The sequence below is a fragment of the Streptomyces sp. RB17 genome (genome assembly GCF_009604455.1).
Lineage (GTDB): Bacteria > Actinomycetota > Actinomycetes > Streptomycetales > Streptomycetaceae > Streptomyces.
Genome location: NZ_WEGL01000008.1, coordinates 193,587 through 213,794, shown reverse-complemented (window position 1 = coordinate 213,794; position 20,208 = coordinate 193,587). Strand labels below are relative to the sequence as shown.

The 20,208-nt window shown below is 72.4% G+C and carries 16 protein-coding genes; 4 read left to right on the top strand and 12 right to left on the bottom strand.

Annotated features, from left to right (window positions below; all coding sequences use genetic code 11):
- Window positions 1–109: 109 nt before the first annotated feature.
- Window positions 110–550 carry a DUF6299 family protein gene (locus SRB17_RS32345; protein ID WP_323376632.1) on the bottom strand — a complete coding sequence of 147 codons (441 nt, stop codon included), beginning with the start codon at window positions 548–550 and terminating at the stop codon, window positions 110–112.
- Window positions 551–782: 232 nt separating this feature from the next.
- On the opposite strand from SRB17_RS32345, the gene SRB17_RS32340 reads away from it, so the two are divergent.
- The gene (locus tag SRB17_RS32340) at window positions 783–977 is read left to right on the top strand and encodes a DUF5999 family protein (protein ID WP_153543721.1); all 195 of its coding nucleotides are present in this window, start codon (window positions 783–785) and stop codon (window positions 975–977) included.
- Between the two features lie 9 nt (window positions 978–986).
- Here SRB17_RS32340 and SRB17_RS32335 read toward each other — a convergent pair whose 3' ends face one another.
- Together SRB17_RS32335 and SRB17_RS32330 are read right to left on the bottom strand one after the other, a co-directional pair.
- Window positions 987–1,385 carry a RidA family protein gene (locus SRB17_RS32335; RefSeq protein ID WP_153543720.1) on the bottom strand — a complete coding sequence of 133 codons (399 nt, stop codon included), beginning with the start codon at window positions 1,383–1,385 and terminating at the stop codon, window positions 987–989.
- Entirely contained in the window at window positions 1,382–2,515 is a 1,134-nt protein-coding gene (locus SRB17_RS32330; protein ID WP_323376551.1) for an acyl-CoA dehydrogenase, read from the bottom strand. The genes SRB17_RS32335 and SRB17_RS32330 overlap by 4 nt, the downstream gene beginning before the upstream one ends.
- A gap of 627 nt (window positions 2,516–3,142) precedes the next feature.
- Between SRB17_RS32330 and SRB17_RS32325 the strand changes: the two genes are divergently transcribed.
- Window positions 3,143–4,735, top strand: a complete 1,593-nt coding sequence (locus SRB17_RS32325) for an AMP-binding protein (protein ID WP_153543719.1) — start codon at window positions 3,143–3,145, stop codon at window positions 4,733–4,735.
- Between the two features lie 15 nt (window positions 4,736–4,750).
- Window positions 4,751–5,563, top strand: coding sequence for a PaaX family transcriptional regulator C-terminal domain-containing protein (locus SRB17_RS32320; RefSeq protein WP_153543718.1), 813 nt, complete (start codon window positions 4,751–4,753; stop codon window positions 5,561–5,563).
- A 79-nt stretch (window positions 5,564–5,642) separates the two neighbouring features.
- Here SRB17_RS32320 and SRB17_RS32315 read toward each other — a convergent pair whose 3' ends face one another.
- On the bottom strand, window positions 5,643–7,910 hold the full coding sequence (locus SRB17_RS32315; protein WP_153543717.1) for a bifunctional salicylyl-CoA 5-hydroxylase/oxidoreductase: 2,268 nt from the start codon (window positions 7,908–7,910) through the stop codon (window positions 5,643–5,645).
- Between the two features lie 6 nt (window positions 7,911–7,916).
- Window positions 7,917–8,744, bottom strand: coding sequence for an enoyl-CoA hydratase family protein (locus SRB17_RS32310; protein ID WP_153543716.1), 828 nt, complete (start codon window positions 8,742–8,744; stop codon window positions 7,917–7,919).
- A 303-nt stretch (window positions 8,745–9,047) separates the two neighbouring features.
- On the opposite strand from SRB17_RS32310, the gene SRB17_RS32305 reads away from it, so the two are divergent.
- Window positions 9,048–9,503, top strand: a complete 456-nt coding sequence (locus SRB17_RS32305; RefSeq protein WP_153543715.1) for an ATP-binding protein — start codon at window positions 9,048–9,050, stop codon at window positions 9,501–9,503.
- Here the strand turns inward: SRB17_RS32305 and SRB17_RS32300 are convergent.
- The 7 genes from SRB17_RS32300 to SRB17_RS32270 all read right to left on the bottom strand — a co-directional run bounded on the left by SRB17_RS32300 (window position 9,460) and on the right by SRB17_RS32270 (window position 20,048).
- On the bottom strand, window positions 9,460–10,911 hold the full coding sequence (locus tag SRB17_RS32300) for an amino acid permease (RefSeq protein ID WP_153543714.1): 1,452 nt from the start codon (window positions 10,909–10,911) through the stop codon (window positions 9,460–9,462). The genes SRB17_RS32305 and SRB17_RS32300 overlap by 44 nt on opposite strands.
- Before the next feature lie 116 nt (window positions 10,912–11,027).
- Window positions 11,028–12,044 (bottom strand): ornithine carbamoyltransferase, encoded by a 1,017-nt coding sequence (gene argF, locus SRB17_RS32295; protein WP_153543713.1) that lies wholly within the window; start codon window positions 12,042–12,044, stop codon window positions 11,028–11,030.
- A gap of 62 nt (window positions 12,045–12,106) precedes the next feature.
- A complete protein-coding gene (locus SRB17_RS32290; RefSeq protein ID WP_153543712.1) occupies window positions 12,107–13,330 on the bottom strand; it encodes an arginine deiminase in 1,224 nt (407 codons plus the stop codon).
- Between the two features lie 121 nt (window positions 13,331–13,451).
- Window positions 13,452–13,943 carry a DUF5825 family protein gene (locus SRB17_RS32285; RefSeq protein ID WP_228396403.1) on the bottom strand — a complete coding sequence of 164 codons (492 nt, stop codon included), beginning with the start codon at window positions 13,941–13,943 and terminating at the stop codon, window positions 13,452–13,454.
- Entirely contained in the window at window positions 13,940–15,787 is a 1,848-nt protein-coding gene (locus SRB17_RS32280; RefSeq protein ID WP_153543711.1) for a RiPP maturation radical SAM C-methyltransferase, read from the bottom strand. Before SRB17_RS32280 ends, SRB17_RS32285 begins: the two co-directional genes overlap by 4 nt.
- Window positions 15,788–15,993: 206 nt before the next feature.
- On the bottom strand, window positions 15,994–18,588 hold the full coding sequence (locus tag SRB17_RS32275) for a polynucleotide kinase-phosphatase (RefSeq protein WP_153543710.1): 2,595 nt from the start codon (window positions 18,586–18,588) through the stop codon (window positions 15,994–15,996).
- Window positions 18,585–20,048, bottom strand: coding sequence for a 3' terminal RNA ribose 2'-O-methyltransferase Hen1 (locus SRB17_RS32270; protein ID WP_323376550.1), 1,464 nt, complete (start codon window positions 20,046–20,048; stop codon window positions 18,585–18,587). Before SRB17_RS32270 ends, SRB17_RS32275 begins: the two co-directional genes overlap by 4 nt.
- Between the last annotated feature and the right edge of the window lie 160 nt (window positions 20,049–20,208).

The following is a 20,208-nucleotide window of genomic DNA, read 5'->3' as shown; positions in this document are numbered from 1 at the left end:
GGAGCCGGAGATGTCCGGGCGGGCGGGTCACTCCCGACGGGAGCCGCCGTACGCCGGGCGGCCCGGCACGGGAGGGGGTGCCGGGCCGCTCGGCGCGGCGGGACGTCCGTCACTTCTTGGTGAGCGTGACGTCCTGCTCCTGGACGGCGTGGAAGGCCGGCAGCAACAGCACCGGGCCGCCGTCGCGCAGTTCCGTGACCGTCGCCTGCACATGGGCCTTGCCGGCCTTCAGGGTCTTCGGCGAGATCTTGCCGGAGTTCTCCCAGTGGTGCTCGGCGCCGTCGCACCGGGCGGCGGTGCCGCCGATCCCGAACACGGTGGAGCGGTCACCCTGGCTGATCGAGGAGCTGACGAGGGCGAGGCCGGTGGCATCGGTGCAGCGGTAGGTGCCGGTGAGGGTGATGGTGCCGTCCTTGGCGATGTGGCCGTTCGGATCGACGGTCACGGTCTCGGTCCTGGTCTCGGACGAGTCGGCGGCGGCCGGGGTGACGGCGACGCACAGCAGGGCGGCTGCGCCGAGGGCGGCGGCGAGGGCGAGGCGTACGGGCACGGGGACCTCCGGATCCACGGAATGGGAGGTTCCACTCGTACCGGTCGGCCGGGCCGTCGGCCGTGACCGTCACTCCAACGGTGGCGCGTCATGGAACCGTCCGGGAGTTGTCCAGGTGTTGTCACGCTTCACGGCGCGCGGTTCCGGCGCGTTCACGGCGGGAGCATGGTCTAGGCATGACGGGCGGCGGCCGCACCCGCCGGCCCCTCACATCCCGATGTGGAGGTGCGCCATGTGCTCCGAACAATCCTCGTGCCCCGCGTCCGGCCCCGCCCTGCGACACCCGGTGGCCGCACACCCCGAGCAGGGCTGGACCTTGCTGTGCGACGGCTCGATCGTGTTCGACGACAGCGGCGAACTGCACCCGGACGGCAGTGTGGTCCCGCCGTGCCGGCTCCCGGCGGAACAGCTCGCCGCAGCGGCCTGACCCGGCTCCCTACGGCAGCACGGCGAACCCGTCCAGCTCCACCATCGCCTGCTCGTCCCACAGCCGTACGACCTGTACGACGGCCATCGCCGGGTAGTCCCGGCCCGCCAGGTCCCGCCAGATGCGGCCGAGTCGGCCGGCGTGGGCGCGGTACGCGGCGACGTCCGTCGCGTAGACGGTGACCCGGGCGAGGTCGGCGGGGGTCCCGCCGGCCGCGCGCAGGGCCGCGAGGAGGTTGCCGAGGGCACACTCGAACTGCTCGGGGAGCGTGTCGCCGGTGACCTTGCCGTCGGCGTCCAGGGCGGTCTGGCCCGCGAGGAACACCACGCGCGAGCCGGACGCGACGACGGCGTGCGAGAACCCCGTGGGTGGGGACAGCTCGGGCGGGTTGACACGCTCGGCCGTCATCGGGAGGCCTCCTCGGTCCTGGCGTACAACTCCTTGGCGATGATGCCCCGTTGGACCTCGCTCGCGCCCTCGTAGATGCGCGGGGCGCGCACCTCGCGGTAGAGGTGTTCGAGGAGGTGGCCGCGGCGCAGGGCGCGGGCGCCGTGCAGCTGGACGGCGGTGTCGACGACGTACTGCGCGGTCTCGGTGGCGAGCAGCTTGGCCATCGCGGCGCGCCCCGGCACGTCCGCGGCACCCTCGTCGTACGCCGCCGCCGCCGCGTACACCATCAGCCGGGCCGCCTCGGTGCGCAGGGCCATCTCGGCGACCTGGTCGGAGACGGTCTGCAGGTCCATCAGCCGGCCGCCGAAGGCCTCGCGGCGGCGGGTGTGGGCGAGGGTGGCGTCGAGCGCGGCCTGGGCCATGCCGACCGCGAAGGCGCCGACGCTGGGGCGGAAGAGGTTGAGGGTGCCCATGGCGACGGCGAAGCCGCGGTCCTCCTCGCCGAGGACGTCGTCGGCGGTGACCGGTACGGCGTCGAAGTCCAGGGCGCCGATGGCGTGCGGCGAGAGCATGTCCAGGGCGGTGCCGGTGAGCCCCGGCCGGTCGGCGGGAACGAGGAAGGCGGTCACGCCACGGGCTCCGGCGCCGGGAGTGGTGCGGGCGAAGACGGTGTAGAAGTCGGCCTCGGGGGCGTTGGAGATCCAGCACTTGGCGCCGGTGAGCCGCCAGCCGTCGGCGCCGTCGGGCTCGGCCGCGAGGGACAGCGCGGCAGCGTCCGAACCGGCCCCCGGCTCGCTCAGCGCGAAGGCGGCGACCGCGCCGCCGTCGGCGACCCGGGGCAGCCAGTGCTCGCGCTGGGCGGGGCTGCCGTGGGCGTGCACCGGGTGGGCGCCCAGGCCCTGCAGGGCGAGCGCGGTCTCGGCCTCGGTGCAGGCCTGGGCGAGGGACTCCCGCATCAGGCACAGGTCCAGCGCACCGGAGCTGAACAGCCGTGCCAGGAGGCCCAGTCGGCCGAGCTCGGCGAGGAGCGGCCGGTTGACGTGTCCCGGCTCGCCCTTGTCGGCGAGCGGGCGCAGCCGTTCGGTGGCCATGGTGCGCAGCTCGGCACACCAGGCGGTCGCTTGCGGTTCGAGCGAGAATGCGGGCACTGCGGGCCCTCCCTCCGGTCCGGGCCGCCGTGACCCTTCCCGTTCGCCGTCCAGGACGGGATCGCCGCGACCCCGCCCACTGCTTCCGGAACGGGACCACACAGCCCCGCCCCACTCCCATCCGGACCGAGACCACCACGGTCCGCCCCGCTCCCATCCGGGCGACCACCACGGCCGGCCCGGCTCCCGTCCGGGGCCCCACCACGGCCCGCCCCCGACGCCTTCCGGGGGCGGACCATCACAGCCCCGCCCCACTCCCATCCGGACCGAGACCACCACTGGCCCCGCCCCACTCCCATCCGGACCGAGACCACCCAGCCCCGCGCCGCTCCCATCCGGGCGACCACCACGGCCCGCCCTCCACGCCTGCCGGACGCGGGCCATCACAGCCCCGCCCCACCACCATCCGGACCGAGACCACCACGGCCCGCCCTCGACGCCTGACGGAGGCGGGCCACCACGGCTCTTCCCCGCCACCGCCGGGGCATACCCCGGCTCCCCCGACGTTATCGCGCAAGCTTGACTGCCGTCACCAAGGCGATACGCTCGATGCGCGAGCCATGAAGGACGCCGGTGCCCACCACGACGCCCGTCTCGACGTCTGTCACGGCAAGGGGGCGAACCGCCATGCATCGCTCGGCCCATGTCGACACCTTCGCGCGCGACCGTCTGCCGCCGCCCGACGAGTGGCCCGAGCTGCGGTTCGACCTGCCGGAGCTGCGCTACCCCGAGCGGCTGAACTGCGCCGCCGAACTCCTGGACCACGCCGAGGCGGACCGCCCGGTCTTCCACACCCCGGCCGGCCCCAGCTGGACGTACGGCGAACTGCGCGCGCACGTGGACCGGATCGCGCACGTGCTCACCGCCGACCTCGGCGTGGTGCCTGGCAACCGGGTGCTGCTGCGCGGCCCCACCACGCCCTGGCTCGCCGCCTGCTGGCTGGCCGCGCTCAAGGCCGGCGCGATAGCCGTCACCGTGCTGGACCGGCAACGCCCGCACGAGCTGGCCACGATGTGCGAGATCGCCCTGGTGCGGCACGCGCTGTGCGACATCCGGTCGGTGGAGGACCTGGCGAAGGCCGACATACCGGGGCTGCGCATCACGACGTACGGCGGTGACGGCCCCGACGACCTCCTCAACCGCCCGGCGCCCCGCGCGCCGTACCCGGCGGTCGACACCGCGGCCGACGACGTCGCCCTGATCGCGTTCACCTCGGGCACCACGGGTCGCCCGAAAGGGTGCATGCACTTCCACCGGGACGTGCTGGCGATCGCGGACACCTTCTCGCGGCATGTACTGCGCCCGCGCCCGGACGACGTCTTCACCGGCTCACCCCCGCTCGGCTTCACCTTCGGCCTGGGCGGCCTGGTGGTCTTCCCCATGCGGGCCGGCGCCAGCTCCCTGCTCCTGGAACAGGCCGGCCCCCGCCAACTGCTCCCCGCGATCGCCGAGCACCGCGTCTCAGTCCTGTTCACCGCCCCGACCGCCTACCGTGCCATGCTGGACCAGCTGGACGGGTACGACGTCTCCTCGCTGCGGCGCTGTGTGTCGGCCGGCGAGAACCTGCCCGCGGCCACCTGGCGGGCCTGGCACGAGCGCACCGGACTGCGCGTCATCAACGGCATCGGCGCCACCGAGCTGCTGCACATCTTCGTCTCCGCGGCCGACGAGCGGATCAGGCCGGGCACCACGGGGGTGCCGGTACCGGGCTGGCAGGCGCGGGTGCAGGACGCGCACGGCACGCCGGTGCCGGACGGTGAGCCCGGGCTGCTCGCCGTGCGCGGCCCCGTCGGCTGCCGCTACCTCGCCGACCCGCGCCAGCGCGCGTATGTGCGCGGCGGCTGGAACATCACCGGTGACACCTACGTCCGGGAGCCCGACGGCTACTTCCGCTATGTGGCCCGCGCCGACGACATGATCATCTCCGCCGGATACAACATCGCCGGCCCGGAGGTGGAGGACGCACTGCTGCGGCATCCGGACGTGGTGGAGACGGCGGTGGTCGGCCGCCCGGACGAGGCCCGCGGACAGGTCGCCGTGGCCTACACGGTGCTGTGCGAGGGCGCCCCGCGCGACCCGGAGGCCCTGCGCACCTTCCTCATGTCCGAACTGGCACCCTACAAATGCCCCCGCGAGTTCGTCTTCGTCGACGCGCTCCCGCGCACCGCCACCGGCAAGCTCCAGCGGTTCCGGCTGCGCAGCGGAGGTGACCGGCAGTGATGCCGACGGCCTAAAATGATCAACGTGTCCGAGCAGCACGCCCCCAGGTCCCTCATCGTCACGCTCTACGGCGCGTACGGCCGCTCCATGCCCGGCCCGGTGCCCGTCGCCGAGCTGATCCGGCTCCTGGCCGCGGTCGGCGTGGACGCGCCCTCCGTCCGCTCCTCGGTGTCCCGGCTCAAACGGCGCGGCCTGCTGCTGCCGGCCCGCACCGGGCAGGGCGCGGCCGGCTACGAACTCTCCCCGGAGGCACGGCAGTTGCTGGAGGACGGTGACCGGCGCATCTACGCCACCACGTCCGTGGAGGACACGGGCTGGGTGCTCGCGGTGTTCTCCGTGCCCGAGTCGGAGCGGCAGAAGCGGCACGTGCTGCGCTCCCGGCTGGCCGGCCTGGGCTTCGGCACGGCGGCCCCCGGGGTGTGGATCGCCCCGGCGAGGCTGTACGAGGAGACCCGGCACACCCTGCGCCGGCTGCACCTGGATCCGTACGTCGACTTCTTCCGCGGCGAGCACCTGGGCTTCGCGCCCACGGCCGATGCGGTCGCCCGCTGGTGGGACCTGGCCGCGCTCGCCAAGGAGCACGAGCGGTTCCTGGACGTGCACGCCCCGGTGCTGCGCGCCTGGCAGCGCCGTCCGTCCACGCCGCCCGAGGAGGCCTACCGCGACTACCTCCTCGCCCTCGACACCTGGCGCCACCTGCCCTACACCGACCCCGGCCTGCCCACCCCCCTGCTGCCCCCAGGCTGGCCGGGCGTGCGCTCGGCGGAGGTGTTCCGCGCCCTGCACGAGCGACTGCGGGACGCGGGGGCGGAGTTCGCGGGGGTGTGACGCAGGACGGTTTCACAGGGGGCCAGGCAGTACAGGCGTGCTCCCCCGTCCGGGCGCGGTGGGCCGGGGCACTGACGATTCAGTCGCCCAGTGACAGCCGTGGCTTCGGGGCGTCCGTGCGGCCGGTCTGCGGGCGCTGGCTGCCCGCCCGGTAGGGAGCGGGCCAGGCGACGCCCGGCCCCTCGTAGCCCTGCTCGGCCGCCGCGTGCAGGGTCCAGTGCGGGTCGTACAGGTGCGGACGGCCCAGCGCGCACAGGTCGGTACGCCCAGCGAGGATCAGGGAGTTGACGTCGTCCCAGGACGAGATCGCGCCGACGGCGATCACCGGGACACTCACCGAGTTCCGGATCCGGTCGGCGAACGGCGTCTGGTACGACCGCCCGAACTCCGGCCGCTCCCCGGCCACGACCTGCCCGGTGGAGACGTCGATCGCGTCGGCCCCGTGCGCGGCGAAGGCACGGGCGATCTCCACGGCGTCCTCGGCGGTGGTGCCGCCCTCGGCCCAGTCCGTGGCCGAGATGCGCACCGTCATGGGCCGCTCCGCCGGCCACACCGCGCGTACGGCGTCGAAGACCTCCAGCGGGAACCTCAGCCGTCCCTCCGGCGAGCCGCCGTAGGCGTCGGTGCGCCGGTTCGTGAGCGGGGACAGGAAGCCGGAGAGCAGATAACCGTGTGCGCAGTGCAGTTCGAGCAGATCGAAGCCGGCCCGCGCGGCCCGCCAGGCGGCCGCTGTGAACTGCTCGCGGATGTCGGTGAGTTGGGCACGGGAGAGCTGCCGAGGGGTCTGGCTGCCCGCCTTGTACGGCAGCGGGGAGGCGGCGACGAGGGGCCAGTTGCCGCGCGGCAGCGGCTCGTCCATGCCCTCCCACATCAGCTTCGTGGAGCCCTTGCGGCCGGAGTGGCCGAGCTGCACGCCGATCGCCGTGCCGGGTGCCTGGCCGTGCACGAAGTCGGTGATCCGCCGCCACGCCTCGGCCTGCCGGCCGGTGTAGAGACCGGCGCAGCCCGGCGTGATACGGCCCTCCTCGCTCACGCACACCATCTCGGTCATGACGAGACCGGCCCCGCCGAGCGCGCGGGCGCCGAGGTGGACGAGGTGGAAGTCGCCGGGGACGCCGTCGGTGGCGGAGTACATGTCCATCGGCGACACCACGACCCGGTTGCGCAGGGTCAGGCCGCGCAGCCGGAACGGGGTGAACATCGGGGGTGTCCCGGGCGGGCAGCCGAACTCGCGCTCGACCGCCTCGGTGAAGTGGGCGTCGCGCAGCCGCAGGTTGTCGTGGGTGACGCGGCGGCTGCGGGTGAGCAGGTTGAAGGCGAACTGCCGCGGCGGCTGGTCCAGGTGGAGGCGCAGGTTCTCGAACCATTCGAGGCTGGCCCGGGCGGCACGCTGGGTGGAGGCCACGACGGGTTTGCGCTCCTCCTCGTAGGCCGCCAGTGCCGTTTCGAGTGTGGGCTGTTCGCGCAGGCACGCCGCGAGGGCGAGGGCGTCCTCCACGGCGAGCTTGGTGCCGGAGCCGATGGAGAAGTGGGCGGTGTGCGCGGCGTCGCCGAGGAGGACGACGTTGCCGTTGGACCAGCGGCCGTTGACCACCGTACGGAAGGTGGTCCAGGCCGAGTTGTTGGAGCGCAGGGGGCGGCCGCGCAGCGCCTCCGCGAAGATCTTGGCGCAGCGGTCGATGGACTCCTGCGGGGTGACGTCGTCGAATCCCGCCGCCTTCCAGACCTCCTCGCGCATCTCGACGATCACGGTGGAGGCGTCGGCCGCGTACGGGTAGCCGTGCAGTTGCATCACGCCGTGTTCCGTCTCGGCGATCTCGAAACGGAAGGCGTCGAAGGGGAAGTCGGCGGCGAGCCAGATGTATCGGCAGCGGTGTGTCGTCACCTGCGGCTCGAACACATCGGCATGGGTGGCGCGGGTGGTGCTGTTGACTCCGTCGGCGGCGATGACGAGGTCGTACTCGGCGCAGAGCGTGTCCGGGTGGGGCGCCTCGGTGCGGAAGTCGAGCTCCACGCCCAGGGAGCGGCACCGGTCGTGCAGGATCTCCAGAAGGCGGCGACGACCGAGGGCGGCGAAACCGTGGCCTCCGGAGCGGTGTGTGACACCCCGGTGGACGATGTCGATGTCGTCCCAGCGAACGAAGTCGCGTTGCAGGGCCTCGTAGACGACGGGGTCGGCGTGCTCGATGCCGCCCAGCGTCTCGTCGGAGAGGACGACTCCGAAGCCGAAGGTCTCGTCGGGGGCGTTGCGTTCCCAGACCGTGATGTCACGGGCCGGGTCGAGCCGCTTCAGCAGCGCGGCCGCGTACAGGCCACCGGGGCCGCCACCGATGATCGCCACCCGCATGACAGCTCACCTCCCCCGCCACTTCGGCGGACGCTTCTCCGTGAAGGCCGCGTGGAACTCCGCGTAGTCCTCGCCGTTCATCAGCAGGGCCTGGGTCGAGGCGTCCAGCTCGATCGAGGCCGCCAGAGGCATGTCCAGCTCGGCCGTGAGCAGCGCCTTCGTCTGGGCGTGGGCCAGGGCCGGACCGTCGGCCAGGCGGCGGGCCAGCGCATGGGCCGCCTCGTCGGCCCGGCCCTCCTGCGTCAGCTCACTGATGAGGCCGATGCGCTCGGCCTCGGGGGCCCGGACCGGGTCGCCCAGCATGAGCAGGCGGGTGGCGTGGCCGAGGCCCACGACGCGGGGCAGCAGGTAGGCCGCGCCCATGTCGCCGCCGGACAGGCCGACGCGGGTGAAGAGGAAGGCGAAGCGTGCGGTGGGGTCCGCGACGCGGAAGTCGGCCGCCAGCGCCAGCACCGCTCCGGCCCCGGCCGCCACTCCGTGCACCGCGGCGATCACGGGGAACGGGCACTCCCTGATCGCCCGTACGACCTGGCCTGTCATCCGGTTGAAGTCGAGCAGCCGGCCGGTGTCCATGCCGAGCGTGGCGCCGATGATCTCGTCGACGTCGCCGCCGGAGCAGAAGCCGCGTCCCTCACCGGTCAGCACCAGGGCGCGTACGGCGCGCTCCCGGGACAGCTCGGCCAGCAGGTCGCGCAGGTCGGCGTAGGCGCCGAAGGTGAGCGCGTTGAGTTTCTCGGGACGGGCGAGGGTGACGGTGGCGACCCCGTCGGCGAGCTGGACCCGCAGATGCTCCCAGTCGGAGGTGCGGGCGGCGGAGCCGGTGAAGGGACTCATGACGTGCGGCCTCCTAGGGCGGCGGTGCCGTACGTTGCGCTGTCCCCTGAAGTTATCACTCATTTGTGACTGTCGTCACGAGTACGCGACAGACGGCGGCGGATCGGCCGGATCCGGTCGTCCGGTCACATGCGTCACCGGTCAGCGACAGCGCCGTAACAGTGGGCACGGGCGGGCGAGGCGGGCCGTTCGCCGGGGTAAGCCGCCCGGTACCGGGGCCGAAGGTCCTGGGCGAAGCCCGCCGACAGTCCCTGTGGCCGGGCCCGTACCATTCCTACAGTCGAAAGCAGGACAGCCTGCTCCATGAACGGACTCGCCTTGCACGAACCCTCCACCGAACCGGCCTCCTGGCGCATCGCGCTGCCGCACACCGCGGCGGCGGTGCCCGTGGCGCGTGCCCTGGTGCGCACGGCCCTCGCCGAGGTGGAGCATCCGGCCGACAGCGACACCGCGGAACTGCTCACGGCGGAGCTGGTGGCCAACGCGGTGGAGCACACCGCCGGGCGCGGCCCGATAGAGCTGGTGGTGGAGCTGCTGCCGAGCGGCTGCCAGGTCGAGGTGCACGACCCGGACCCGGCGCCGCCCGGCCGGCTGACCGCACCGTCGATCGAGGAGCCCGACGTCTGGCAGGAGGGCGGGCGCGGGCTGCTGCTGATCCGAGCCCTCAGCTCGTCCTGCGGGCACCGCCCCACCCCGTCGGGCAAGGCGGTGTGGTTCAGACTGCCTGCGGTTCCCGCTCAGCGGCGGCGCTCGGCGTGACCTCGGGCTCGGCCGTCCGCGCCAGCGTGGAGTGCCGGCGCCCGTAGAGGGCGTAGATCGCCAGGCCCACCACGAGGAACACGGCGAACTGGATCCAGGTCTGCCACCCGGTCTCGTACATCAGGTACAGGCAGAAGGCGACGCCGAGCAGCGGGCCCACGGGATACAGCGGCACCCGGAAGCTGCGGGTGAGGCCCGGTTCGCGGCGGCGCAGCGCGATCACCACGATGTTGACGACGGCCATGATCGCCAGGGTGCCGATGGTGCACAGGTTCATCACGGCGTCGAGGGAGGCGAAGGCCGCCGGGAGCGCGAAGACGACGGCGACGATCAGCGTGCCGGCGACCGGCGTGGACGTCTTCGGGTTGACCTTCTCGAAGACGCGCGGGATCAGGCCGTCGCGGGACATCGACATCAGGATGCGGGTCTGGCCGTACATCACCGCGAGGACGACCGAGGCGATGGCGACGACCGCGCCGAAGGCGATCACTCCGCCGCCGACGGCGGAGCCGGTGACCTCGTTGACGACGTAGGAGAGGGCGGCGGGCCGGCCGGCGACCTGCTTGCCGCCGATGGCGCCGATCGCGGCGACCGCGACCGCGCAGTACAGCAGCGTCACGATGCCCATGCAGACCATGATCGCGACCGGGATGTCCCGGCGCGGGTTCTTGGCCTCCTCGCCGGCCGTGGTGATCGCGTCGAAGCCGATGTAGGAGAAGAAGGCGGCCGTGGTGCCGGCACCGATGCCACCGAGGCCGGCCGGGGAGAACGGGGTGAGGTTGCCGTGCTTGAAGGCGCTGTAGCCGACGGCGCAGAAGGCCAGCAGGATGACGAGCTTGACCGCGGCCATGGCGGCCGTCGCCCGGGCGCTCTCGCGCACCCCGCGCACCAGCAGCACGGAGGCCATGGCGATGACGATCACGGCGGGGAGGTTGATGATCCCGCCGTCGCCGGGGCCCGCGGACAGCGCGGCCGGGAGCTGGACGCCGGTGAGGCTGTGCAACAGCTCGTTGACGTACTGGCTCCAGCCGACCGCGACGGCCGAGATGGAGATGCCGTACTCCAGCAGCAGGCACCAGCCGACGAGGAAGGCGGTGGACTCGCCGAGTCCGGCGTAGGCGAAGGAGTACGAGGAGCCGGAGACCGGGATCGCGCCGCCCAGCTCCGCGAAGGAGAAGGCGGTGAAGACGCAGGTGATCGCGGCGAGGACGAACGAGACGACGACGGCCGGGCCGGCCTGGGCGACGGAGTCGGAGAGGCCGACGAAGATGCCGGTGCCGACGATGGCGCCGACGCCGAAGCAGATGAGCTGGAAGAGGCCCATCGTGCGCTTGAGGCCGTGGCCCTCGCGGTCTGCGCCGGATTCGGCGACGAGCAGGTGCGGGGACTTGATGCGGGGAGCGGGCATTGCGGGTTGGTGCTCGTTTCTCGGTGGTGCGGGCGACCGGGTGAGGTCGCGGCGGCGGCCCGGGCTGGGGTGGTGCCGGGCCGCCGGTCAGGATAAGGCCTGGTCGGGAGGGTGGACTAGGATTGCCGGCCGAGTGTGGCGACCAGCACCGCCTTGATGGTGTGCAGGCGGTTCTCGGCCTCGTCGAAGACGGCCGAGTGGGTGGACTCGAAGACCTCGTCGGTGACCTCCAGCGAGGTCAGGCCATAGGTCTCGTGGATCTCGCGGCCGACCTCGGTGCCGAGGTCGTGGAAGGCCGGCAGGCAGTGCAGGAACTTCACGTCCGGGTTGCCGGTGGCGCGCAGGACGTCCATGGTCACGGCGTACGGCGACAGCGCGGCGATGCGCTCCTGCCACACCTCCTTCGGCTCGCCCATGGAGACCCACACGTCGGTGGCGACGAAGTCCGCCCCCGACACGCCCTCCGGGACGTCCTCGGTGAGGGTGATCCGGGCACCGCTCGCCGCGGCGAGCTTGCGGGCGTGGGTGACGACGTCCTCGGCGGGCCAGTAGGCCTTCGGGGCGACGATCCGCACGTCCATGCCGAGCAGGGCGCCGGTGACCAGGTAGGAGTTACCCATGTTGAAGCGGGCGTCGCCGAGGTAGGCGAAGGCGATCTGCCGGAGCGGCCTGGCACTGTGCTCGGTCATGGTGAGCACGTCGGCGAGCATCTGGGTGGGGTGCCAGTCGTCGGTGAGGCCGTTGTAGACGGGCACGCCCGCGTGCGCGGCCAGCTCCTCGACCTTGGCCTGGCTGTCCCCGCGGTACTCGATGCCGTCGTACATCCGGCCCAGCACCCGCGCGGTGTCCTTGACGGACTCCTTGTGACCGATCTGCGAGCCGGACGGGTCCAGGTAGGTCGTGCGGGCGCCCTGGTCGGCGGCGGCGACCTCGAACGCACAGCGGGTGCGCGTCGAGGTCTTCTCGAAGATCAGCGCGATGTTCCGGCCGCGCAGGTACTGCGTCTCGGTCCCCGCCTTCTTGGCCGCCTTCAGCTCGGCCGCCAGCTCGACCAGGCCGCGGAATTCCTCCCCCGTGAAGTCCAGCTCCTTGAGGAAGTGGCGGCCGGCGAGGGCGGTCGGGACTGTCGCCATGGGGAGCGCTCCAGAGGTATGACTACAGCGGACTCTGTAAGTCTATACGATCCTTCACATTTCTATACGGCGTCTCGTTCCACGGGACAGCTCATGCAGCGCGGCCCGCCCCGGCCCCGCCCCAGCTCGCTACCCGGGATCTCGATCACCTCGATGCCCTGTTTGCGCAGATGCGTGTTGGTGGTCGAGTTGCGCTCGTAGGCGACGACCACCCCGGGCTCGACGGCGAGCACGTTGCAGCCGTCGTCCCACTGCTCGCGCTCGGCGGCGTGCACGTCCTGGGTGGCGGTCAGCACCCGGATCTCGCCGAGCCCGAGGGCGGCGGCGATCGCGCGGTGCATGTGCTCCGGCGGATGGTCCGTGACCTTCAGCTCCTTCTCGGAGACCCCCGGCTCGATGGTGTACGAGCGCAGCATGCCGAGCCCCGCGTACTGGGTGAAGGTGTCACCGTCGACCATGGTCATCACGGTGTCGAGGTGCATGAAGGCGCGCCGCTTGGGCATGTCGAGCGCGACGATGGTGCGCGCCGAGCCGGCCGCGAACAGCTTGTACGCCAGCATCTCCACGGCCTGCGGGGTGGTGCGCTCGCTCATCCCGACCAGCACGGCGCCGTTGCCGATCACCAGCACGTCGCCGCCCTCGATGGTGGAGGGATGGTCGGCCTGCCCCTGGGACCAGACATGGAACGCCTCGTCGCGGAACAGCGGGTGGTGACGGTAGATCGCCTCGAAGTGGACGGTCTCCCGCTGTCGCGCGGGCAGCCGCATGGCGTTGATCGCGACCCCGTCGTAGATCCAGGCGGAGGTGTCGCGGGTGAAGAGGTGGTTGGGGAGGGGGCCGAGGAGGAAGTCGTCGAGGTCCATCACATGGAAGCGGACGGAGGTGGGCTCCGCGTGCGCCTGGAGGAACTCGCGCTTGGTCATGCCGCCCACGAGCGCCTCGGCCAGCTCGCGTGCGGGCAGGGCCTCGAAGGCGGCGCGCAGGTGGTCGGCGGCGAGGGGGCCGTACTCCTTCTCGTGGAAGACCCGGTCGAGGACGAGGGTGCGGGCCTCGGGGATCTCCAGGGTCTCGGTGAGCAGGTCGCCGAAGAGGTGGACGGCGACCCCGCGGTCACGCAGGACGTCGGCGAACCCGTCGTGCTCGGCGCGCGCCCGGCGCACCCACAGCACGTCGTCGAAGAGCAGGGCGTCCTTGTTGCTGGGGGTGAGCCTTTTGAGCTCAAGGTCGGGCCGGTGCAGGATCACGCGACGCAACCGCCCGGCCTCGGAGTCGACGTGGTATGCCATGCCTCCATCCTGGCCGCCCCCGCCCGTCTTCACGCCCTTGTTGACCGTTTCCGACCCTTGCTGTTTTCGTCTCCTTGACGAGAAGCGGTACCTCTTGGTCGGAGCGGCTGCGGCTGGCCGGTCAGATCGCGGTGCAGGGGACCGGCCAGCGGCGGATGCGCGGAGGCAGGGCCACCGCCCAGCCTCCGGCGGCCAGCACCAGCCGCTCGGCGACGAGGAGATCCAGGGCCTCCCGGTCGACCGCGTCCAGCGGTGCCGGCTCCTGGAGACGGAGGAAGGCGGCGAGGAGACCGGGGTGGTCGAGGGTGAGCCGTACGGCGGTGCCCTTCTCCCTGCGGTCCAGGACGGTCACGAACCCGGGACCGCGCCGGTGGTAGAGGGTGCCGTAGGCGTGTCCGGCCCGCCAGGCGGCCAACGTCGCCTCCTCGCCCGGCAGTTCGGCCGGCGGCGGCAGATGGCGCAGCAGTCCGATGTCGTACGACGGCCGGCCCACGCCCCGCCAGTCCACCCGCAGTCCGTCGCTCTGGCACTCACGCAGGAAGCGCACCGCCTCCGCCGTCTCCGGGCCCGCGCCGCTCAGGTCCAGCGGCACCACGGCCATCGGCGCGCTCATCCGGCGTCCTCGGACAGGCGGACCGGCTCGCCCCAGGTCGGCAGGGACACATAGGTGGCGCCGTCACGGAACAACAGTCCGAGGTCGAAGGCCTGCTGGACCCATGCGGTCAGGGCCTGCGTGGTCGGCCCGTGGCCGTCGGCGGTCAGCAGCCGGTGCAGTGCCGGGACGGTACGGCCGTCCTCCAGGCGGCGCAGGGCCTCGGCGCCCCAGCCGGTGAAGCGGTGGGTGGCCGGTGGCCGGCCGTGCCGCCGGTCGTGCACCAGCAGTTCCTCGCCGTCCTCCTCGAACAGCAGCCGGGAGTGCGCGTGCCCGGCCCGCCACGCGGCGACGGCGGCCTGCAGCCGCCGCTCGACCGGGCCCGCGATCCCGGCGTCCTCGGTGTCGAACAGATAGACAAGGTCGGCGAGTTCGCCCTCGGGCAGCTCGTAGACGTGCCGGTACATCCGGGCCGGGCGGCGCTTGCCGAAGCCGAGGTCCGGGTCGGTGAAGTGCGGGCTGAACCGCTCCAGCTGGACGCGGTGGGCGCCGCTGGGCGGCTGGAGGTGGACCAGCGCGGGGAACTGGTCGATCACCGGCGCGTAGTCGTCGGCCGTCTCGCCGGGGAAACCGTAGAGCAGGTTCCAGGAGCAGGTCAGCGCGTGGTTCTCGCACTCGCGCAGGGTGCGGACGTTACGGGCGCCGGTGACCCCCTTGTCCATCAGGTCCAGGACCCGGCTGCCCAGGCTCTCGATGCCGGGCTGGATGTGCACCGTGCCGGACTCGCCGAGGAGTCGCAGCTGCGCGGGGGTCAGGTTGGACTTGACCTCGTAGTGCAGCCGCAGGTCCCAGCCGCTCTCCGCCACTCGGGGCAGGAAGTCCCGGAAGTGGGCCATGTCGATGATGTTGTCGACGGTGACCACGTCGAGGACGCGGTGCCGGCGCACCAGCCGGTCGATCTCCGCCCACAGCCGCTCCCCGGGCTTGGCGCGGAAGGCCATGGCGGAGCCGTTGAGCCCGCAGAACGTGCAGTGGTGCTTCTCGCCCCACCAGCAGCCACGGGCGCCCTCCACCACGAGCTTCGGATGGACGTACTCCCGGACCGGGGAGGCGTCCAGCGCGGCCTGCCACTGGTCGTAGTCGGGCGAGGGTATGTCGGCGGGCGCCACGGTCCGCCGGGTCGCGGGGTTGGCACGCGACACCGGGCCGTCCCACCAGCACAGGCCCGGCACGTCGACGGGGTCGGTGCGCTCGGCAAGGTGCCGTAACAGGGCCGGGAAGGCGTACTCGGCCTCGCCGCGGACCACATGGTCGACGAAGGGGTGGTTGCGGTGCAGGGCGTGGCCCATCGGCCCGTCGCAGTTGCCGCCACCGAAGACGACCGTCGACTCGGGGCGTTCTCGCTTGAGTTCGCGGGCCAGCGCGAGGGAGGCGACGTTCTGCATGAAGGTGCTGGTGAACCCGACGACGTCCGGCTCGGCCGCCAGCACCTCCTCCGCGCAGGCGGCGACGTAGGCGGCGGCGTACGGCCGCATCGCGACGGCCGTGTCGACGAAGACGTCCCGGTCGGCGGCGTACTCCCGCAGCCGGGCCAGGCCCCAGTCCGGATCGTCGTACAGGACGCCGGAGAAGACCCAGTCGCCGAGGCCGTGGAAGATGGCGTCGCTGCCGACGGAGACGTAGTCGCCCGGCCGCAGCCGGCCCCCGGAGCGCTCCAGCAGGAACTCGGCCCAGCGCAGGGAGCCGTGGAACTCGGTCACCTCGGCGTCCGGACGCGCCTGCCGGACCAGCCGGTTCAGCAGGCCGAGCTGCAGGGACGGAAGGTCGAGCGGATGCCAGGGCATCGTGACCAGGTGAACGCGCATGCTCAGCGGGTCGGCCGCTTCTCCAGGATCGCCGGCCGACGGCCGGTGCCCCGCTCCTCCTCGCGGACCACGACCTTCTTGATCTCCATGTCCACCGCCCTCCCCTCCGACGCGCGAACACCCCTGTGCCGCACGGCTGTCCACCATATGGACAGATGTGTGTGCGACACAAGGGCGTTCTGTGACCGACACGTGCGCGGGGACGGCTACAGGCGCGGGTCCACCGGCTCCGACTCCAGCGCCAGCACCCCGAACACCGCCTCGTGCACCCGCCACAGCGGCTCCCCGTCCGCGAGCCGGTCCAGGGCCTCCAGACCGAGGGCGTACTCGCGCAGGGCCAGGGACCGCTTGTGGTTCAGGAAGCGCTGCCGGAGCCTGGCCAGGTTGTCCGGGCGGGTGTACTCGGGGCCGTAGATGATCCGCAGGTACTCCCGGCCCCGGCACTTGATGCCGGGCTGCACCAGCCGTCCGTCGTGGTTGCGGACCAGCGCGCCGAGCGGCTTGACGACCATGCCCTCGCCGCCTCGGCCGGTCATCTCCAGCCACCAGTCGACACCCGCGCGCACCGAATCCGCCTCGCCGGTGTCGACGTAGAGCCGCCGGGTGGTCTGCAGCAGTCCGGTGCCGTCGTGCTCCACCAGGCGGTCGATCAGGGCCAGTTGCTCGTCGTGCGGCAGCGCGGCGAGGCTGCGGCCCTGGACGGCCAGCAGCTGGAACGGGGCCAGGCGTACGCCGTCCAGGCCGTCCGTGGTCCAGCAGTAGCGGCGGTAGGCGGCGGTGAACGCGGCCGCGTCGGCGGCCCGGTCCCGCTGCCGGTCCCGCAGGCCGGTGAGGTCGACACCCCGGGCCGAGGCGGCCTCCAGCGCGGCCAGCGCGCCCGGGAACACCGCGCCGGACGCGGCACCGACGGCCGCGTACTGGCTGCGCAGCAGCCCCGAGGCCTTCAGCGACCACGGCATCAGCTCGGCGTCCAACAGCAGCCAGTCGGTGGCCAGTTCGTCCCAGAGGCCGGCGTCCGTGATCGCCGCGCGCAGTCGGCCGAGGATCTCCTCGGTCACCTGCTCGTCGTCGAAGAACGGCCGCCCGGTCCGGGTGTAGAGGGACCCGGTGGGGCCTCCCCCGCTCCCGGCTTCGCTCGAGCCGGAGGTACCCCCAACCCCGAACCGCTTGCGCGCCGCCTCCGCGTCCCGGCACACCAGGGCCACGGCCCGCGAGCCCATGTGCTTCTCCTCGCACACGACCCGCTCGACCCCGTCCGCCGCGTACTGCGCGAAGGCCTCCTGCGGGTGCTCCAAGTAGCCGTCGATCCGGGAGGTCGCCGTCGGTGCCATGGTCGGCGGCAGGTACGGCAGCAGGCGCGGGTCGGTCGCGAAGCGGCTCATGACCTCCAGGGCCGCCGCCGCGTTCTCCTCCCGGACCGCCACCCGGCCGGCCTGCCGGGTCTCCACGGCCCTGCGGCCGTACACGTCCGCCAGGTCCAGCGGGCGGCCGTCCTGTCCGCCGGGCGCCTCGGCGCGCAGCGGACGCGACGGCTCGTACCAGACCCGCTCGGCCGGTACGTCGACCAGCTCGCGCTCCGGCCAGCGCAGCGCGGTCAGCTTGCCGCCGAACACCGCGCCGGTGTCCAGGCAGATGGTGTTGTTGAGCCAGGTCGCCTCGGGGACCGGGGTGTGGCCGTAGACCACCGCCGCGCGGCCCCGGTAGTCCTCCGCCCAGGGGTAGCGCACCGGCAGCCCGAACTCGTCGGTCTCGCCCGTGGTGTCGCCGTACAGGGCGTGCGAGCGGACCCGGCCGGATGTGCGGCCGTGGTACTTCTCGGGCAGGCCGGCGTGGCAGACGACCAGCCTGCCGCCGTCGAGGACGTAGTGGCTGACCAGGCCCGCCAGGAACCGCCGTACCCGCTCCTTGAACTCCTCGCTCTCGCCCTCCATCTGCGCGATGGTCTCGGCGAGCCCATGGGTGTGCTGGACCTTGCGGCCCTTGAGATGGCGGCCGTACTTGTTCTCGTGGTTGCCGGGCACGCACAGCGCGTTGCCCGTCTCGGCCATCGACATCACCCGGCGCAGCACGCCCGGGGTGTCCGGGCCGCGGTCGACCAGGTCGCCGACGAAGACGGCGGTACGGCCGTCCGGGTGCACGCCGTCCGCGTACCCCAACTTGGTGAGCAGGGCCTCCAGTTCGGCGGAGCAGCCGTGGATGTCGCCGATGATGTCGAAGGGACCGGTGAGATGGGTCAGGTCGTTGAAGCGCTTCTCGGTGACGACGGTGGCGTGCTCGGCCTCCTCGGCCCCGCGCAGGACGTGCACCTTGCGGAAGCCCTCGCGCTCCAGGTGGCGCAGCGAGCGGCGCAGTTCGCGGATGTGCCGCTGGATGACCCGGCGCGGCATGTCGGCGCGGTCGGTGCGGGCCGCGTTGCGCTCGGCGCACACCTCCTCGGGCATGTCCAGCACGATGGCGATGGGCAGCACGTCGTACTGCTTGGCCAGGTCGATCAGCTGACGCCGGGCGTCCTGCTGCACGCTGGTGGCGTCCACGACGGTGCGGCGGCCGGCGGCCAGCCGCTTGCCGGCGATGTAGTGCAGGACGTCGAAGGCGTCCCGGGTCGCGCTCTGGTCGTTCTCGTCGTCGGAGACGAGACCGCGGCAGAAGTCCGAGGAGATCACCTCGGTCGGCTTGAAGTGCCGGCGGGCGAAGGTGGACTTGCCGGAGCCGGAGGCGCCGACGAGGACGACGAGGGAGAGGTCGGTGACGGGGAGGACCCGTCCCTTGTTCTGTGGTGCGTTCTCCGTTGCCTCGGTCATGCCGCCTTCGCCTCCTTCTCGGTCTTGATCACGAACAGTGCCATCTGGGTGGGCGGGCCCACCTCGGGGTCGTCGGGGCCGACGGGCCTGAACCCGACGTCGTAGCCGTGCCGTTCGGCCACCGTGTGCGCCCAGGTGCGGAACTCCTCCCGGGTCCACTCGAAGCGGTGGTCGCCGTGCCGCGTGTGTCCGGCGGGCAGGGTCTCCCAGCGGACGTTGTACTCGACGTTCGGGGTGGTCACGAGCACCGTGCGCGGGCGGGCGTGCCCGAACACGGCGTACTCCAGGGCGGGCAGCCGGGGCAGGTCGAGGTGCTCGATCACCTCGCTGAGCACGGCGGCGTCGTAGCCCTTGAGCCGGTTGTCGGTGTAGGCGAGCGAGCCCTGCACCAGCTTCACCCGGGACGCCTGCCGCTCCCCCATGCGGTCCAGCTTCAGCCGGCGGGAGGCGATGGTGAGCGCCCGCACGGACACGTCGAGGCCGACGATCTCGGTGAACCGCACGTCCTTCAGCAGCTCCCGCACCAGCTCGCCCTGTCCGCAGCCGAGGTCGAGGACGCGGGTGGCGTCGGACGCGCGCAGTGCCTCGATGATCGCGTCCCGGCGCTGCACCGCGAGCGGAGTCGGCTTCTCCTCTGTCTCCTTCTCCTCCTCGACCGCGTTGTCGATCTCCTCGACCTCGCTGTCGTCGGCCTCGGCGAGACGCACCAGTTCCAGCCGCTCCATCGCCTGCCGGGTCAGCGACCAGCGGCGGGAGAGGTACCGGCTGGTGATCAGCTTCTGCTCCGGGTGGGCGGGCAGCCAGCCCTCGCCGGCCCGCAGCAGCTTGTCGACCTCGTCGGAGGACACCCAGTAGTGCTTGGCGTCGTCGAGGACCGGCAGCAGGACGTACAGATGGCGCAGCGACTCCGCGAGGGTCAGCGTCTCCGACTCCAGGACCAGGCGGACGTACCGCGAGTCGCCCCACTCCGGGAACTCGGTGTCGAGCGGCACCGGCTCGGCCGTCACCGTCCAGCCGAGCGGCTCGAACAGCCGTCGTACGAGCTCCGGGCCGCCGCGGGCGGGCAGCGCCGGTACCTCGACGCGCAGGGGCAGCGGGGCGGCGGCCCGTTCGGGGCGGGCGGCGCACACTCCGCGCAGAGCGCTGGAGAACACGCCGCTCAGCGCGACCGCGAGCAGCGAGGAAGCCGCGTAGGGGCGGTCGTTGACGTACTGCGCGAGCGCCGCGTCGGGGGCGCCGCCGCGGCCCTTGCCCTTGCCCCGCCGGACCAGCGCGAGGGTGTCGATCTCCAGCAGCAGCGCGGCCGTGCAGCGCCGGTCGTCCGCCTCGGGGTAGAAGACGTGCGCCGTGCCGTAGGACGTGGAGAACCTCTGCGCCTTGTCGGGGTGCTTGTGCAGCAGGTATCCGAGGTCGGTGGCCGGGTGGGCGGCGTCGCCGCGCGTGGAGATCGTCAGGAACACATGACCGAGTCTTCCGGTAGCAGGGCCCGCTGACGACCGGTTTTCTCGGAGTGGCCGGTCGACGACGGCCCAGCGGACCACGTCACGTCGTTCATTGCGAGATCCACGACTATGACTACGACTCGACTACGACTACGACTTCGCGCAGTGCGACGGCCGA

Excerpts from the sequence above, each read along its gene's own strand:
- SRB17_RS32285 (WP_228396403.1), bottom strand. The coding sequence starts at position 13,943 with ATGAGCGCGCCGATGGCCGTGGTGCCGCTGGACCTGAGCGGCGCGGGC.
- SRB17_RS32325 (WP_153543719.1), top strand. The coding sequence starts at position 3,143 with ATGCATCGCTCGGCCCATGTCGACACCTTCGCGCGCGACCGTCTGCCG.
- SRB17_RS32320 (WP_153543718.1), top strand. The coding sequence starts at position 4,751 with ATGATCAACGTGTCCGAGCAGCACGCCCCCAGGTCCCTCATCGTCACG.
- SRB17_RS32305 (WP_153543715.1), top strand. The coding sequence starts at position 9,048 with ATGAACGGACTCGCCTTGCACGAACCCTCCACCGAACCGGCCTCCTGG.
- SRB17_RS32275 (WP_153543710.1), bottom strand. The coding sequence starts at position 18,588 with ATGACCGAGGCAACGGAGAACGCACCACAGAACAAGGGACGGGTCCTC.
- SRB17_RS32290 (WP_153543712.1), bottom strand. The coding sequence starts at position 13,330 with ATGGCATACCACGTCGACTCCGAGGCCGGGCGGTTGCGTCGCGTGATC.
- SRB17_RS32335 (WP_153543720.1), bottom strand. The coding sequence starts at position 1,385 with ATGACGGCCGAGCGTGTCAACCCGCCCGAGCTGTCCCCACCCACGGGG.
- SRB17_RS32300 (WP_153543714.1), bottom strand. The coding sequence starts at position 10,911 with ATGCCCGCTCCCCGCATCAAGTCCCCGCACCTGCTCGTCGCCGAATCC.
- SRB17_RS32315 (WP_153543717.1), bottom strand. The coding sequence starts at position 7,910 with ATGCGGGTGGCGATCATCGGTGGCGGCCCCGGTGGCCTGTACGCGGCC.
- SRB17_RS32310 (WP_153543716.1), bottom strand. The coding sequence starts at position 8,744 with ATGAGTCCCTTCACCGGCTCCGCCGCCCGCACCTCCGACTGGGAGCAT.
- argF (WP_153543713.1), bottom strand. The coding sequence starts at position 12,044 with ATGGCGACAGTCCCGACCGCCCTCGCCGGCCGCCACTTCCTCAAGGAG.
- SRB17_RS32280 (WP_153543711.1), bottom strand. The coding sequence starts at position 15,787 with ATGCGCGTTCACCTGGTCACGATGCCCTGGCATCCGCTCGACCTTCCG.
- SRB17_RS32340 (WP_153543721.1), top strand. The coding sequence starts at position 783 with ATGTGCTCCGAACAATCCTCGTGCCCCGCGTCCGGCCCCGCCCTGCGA.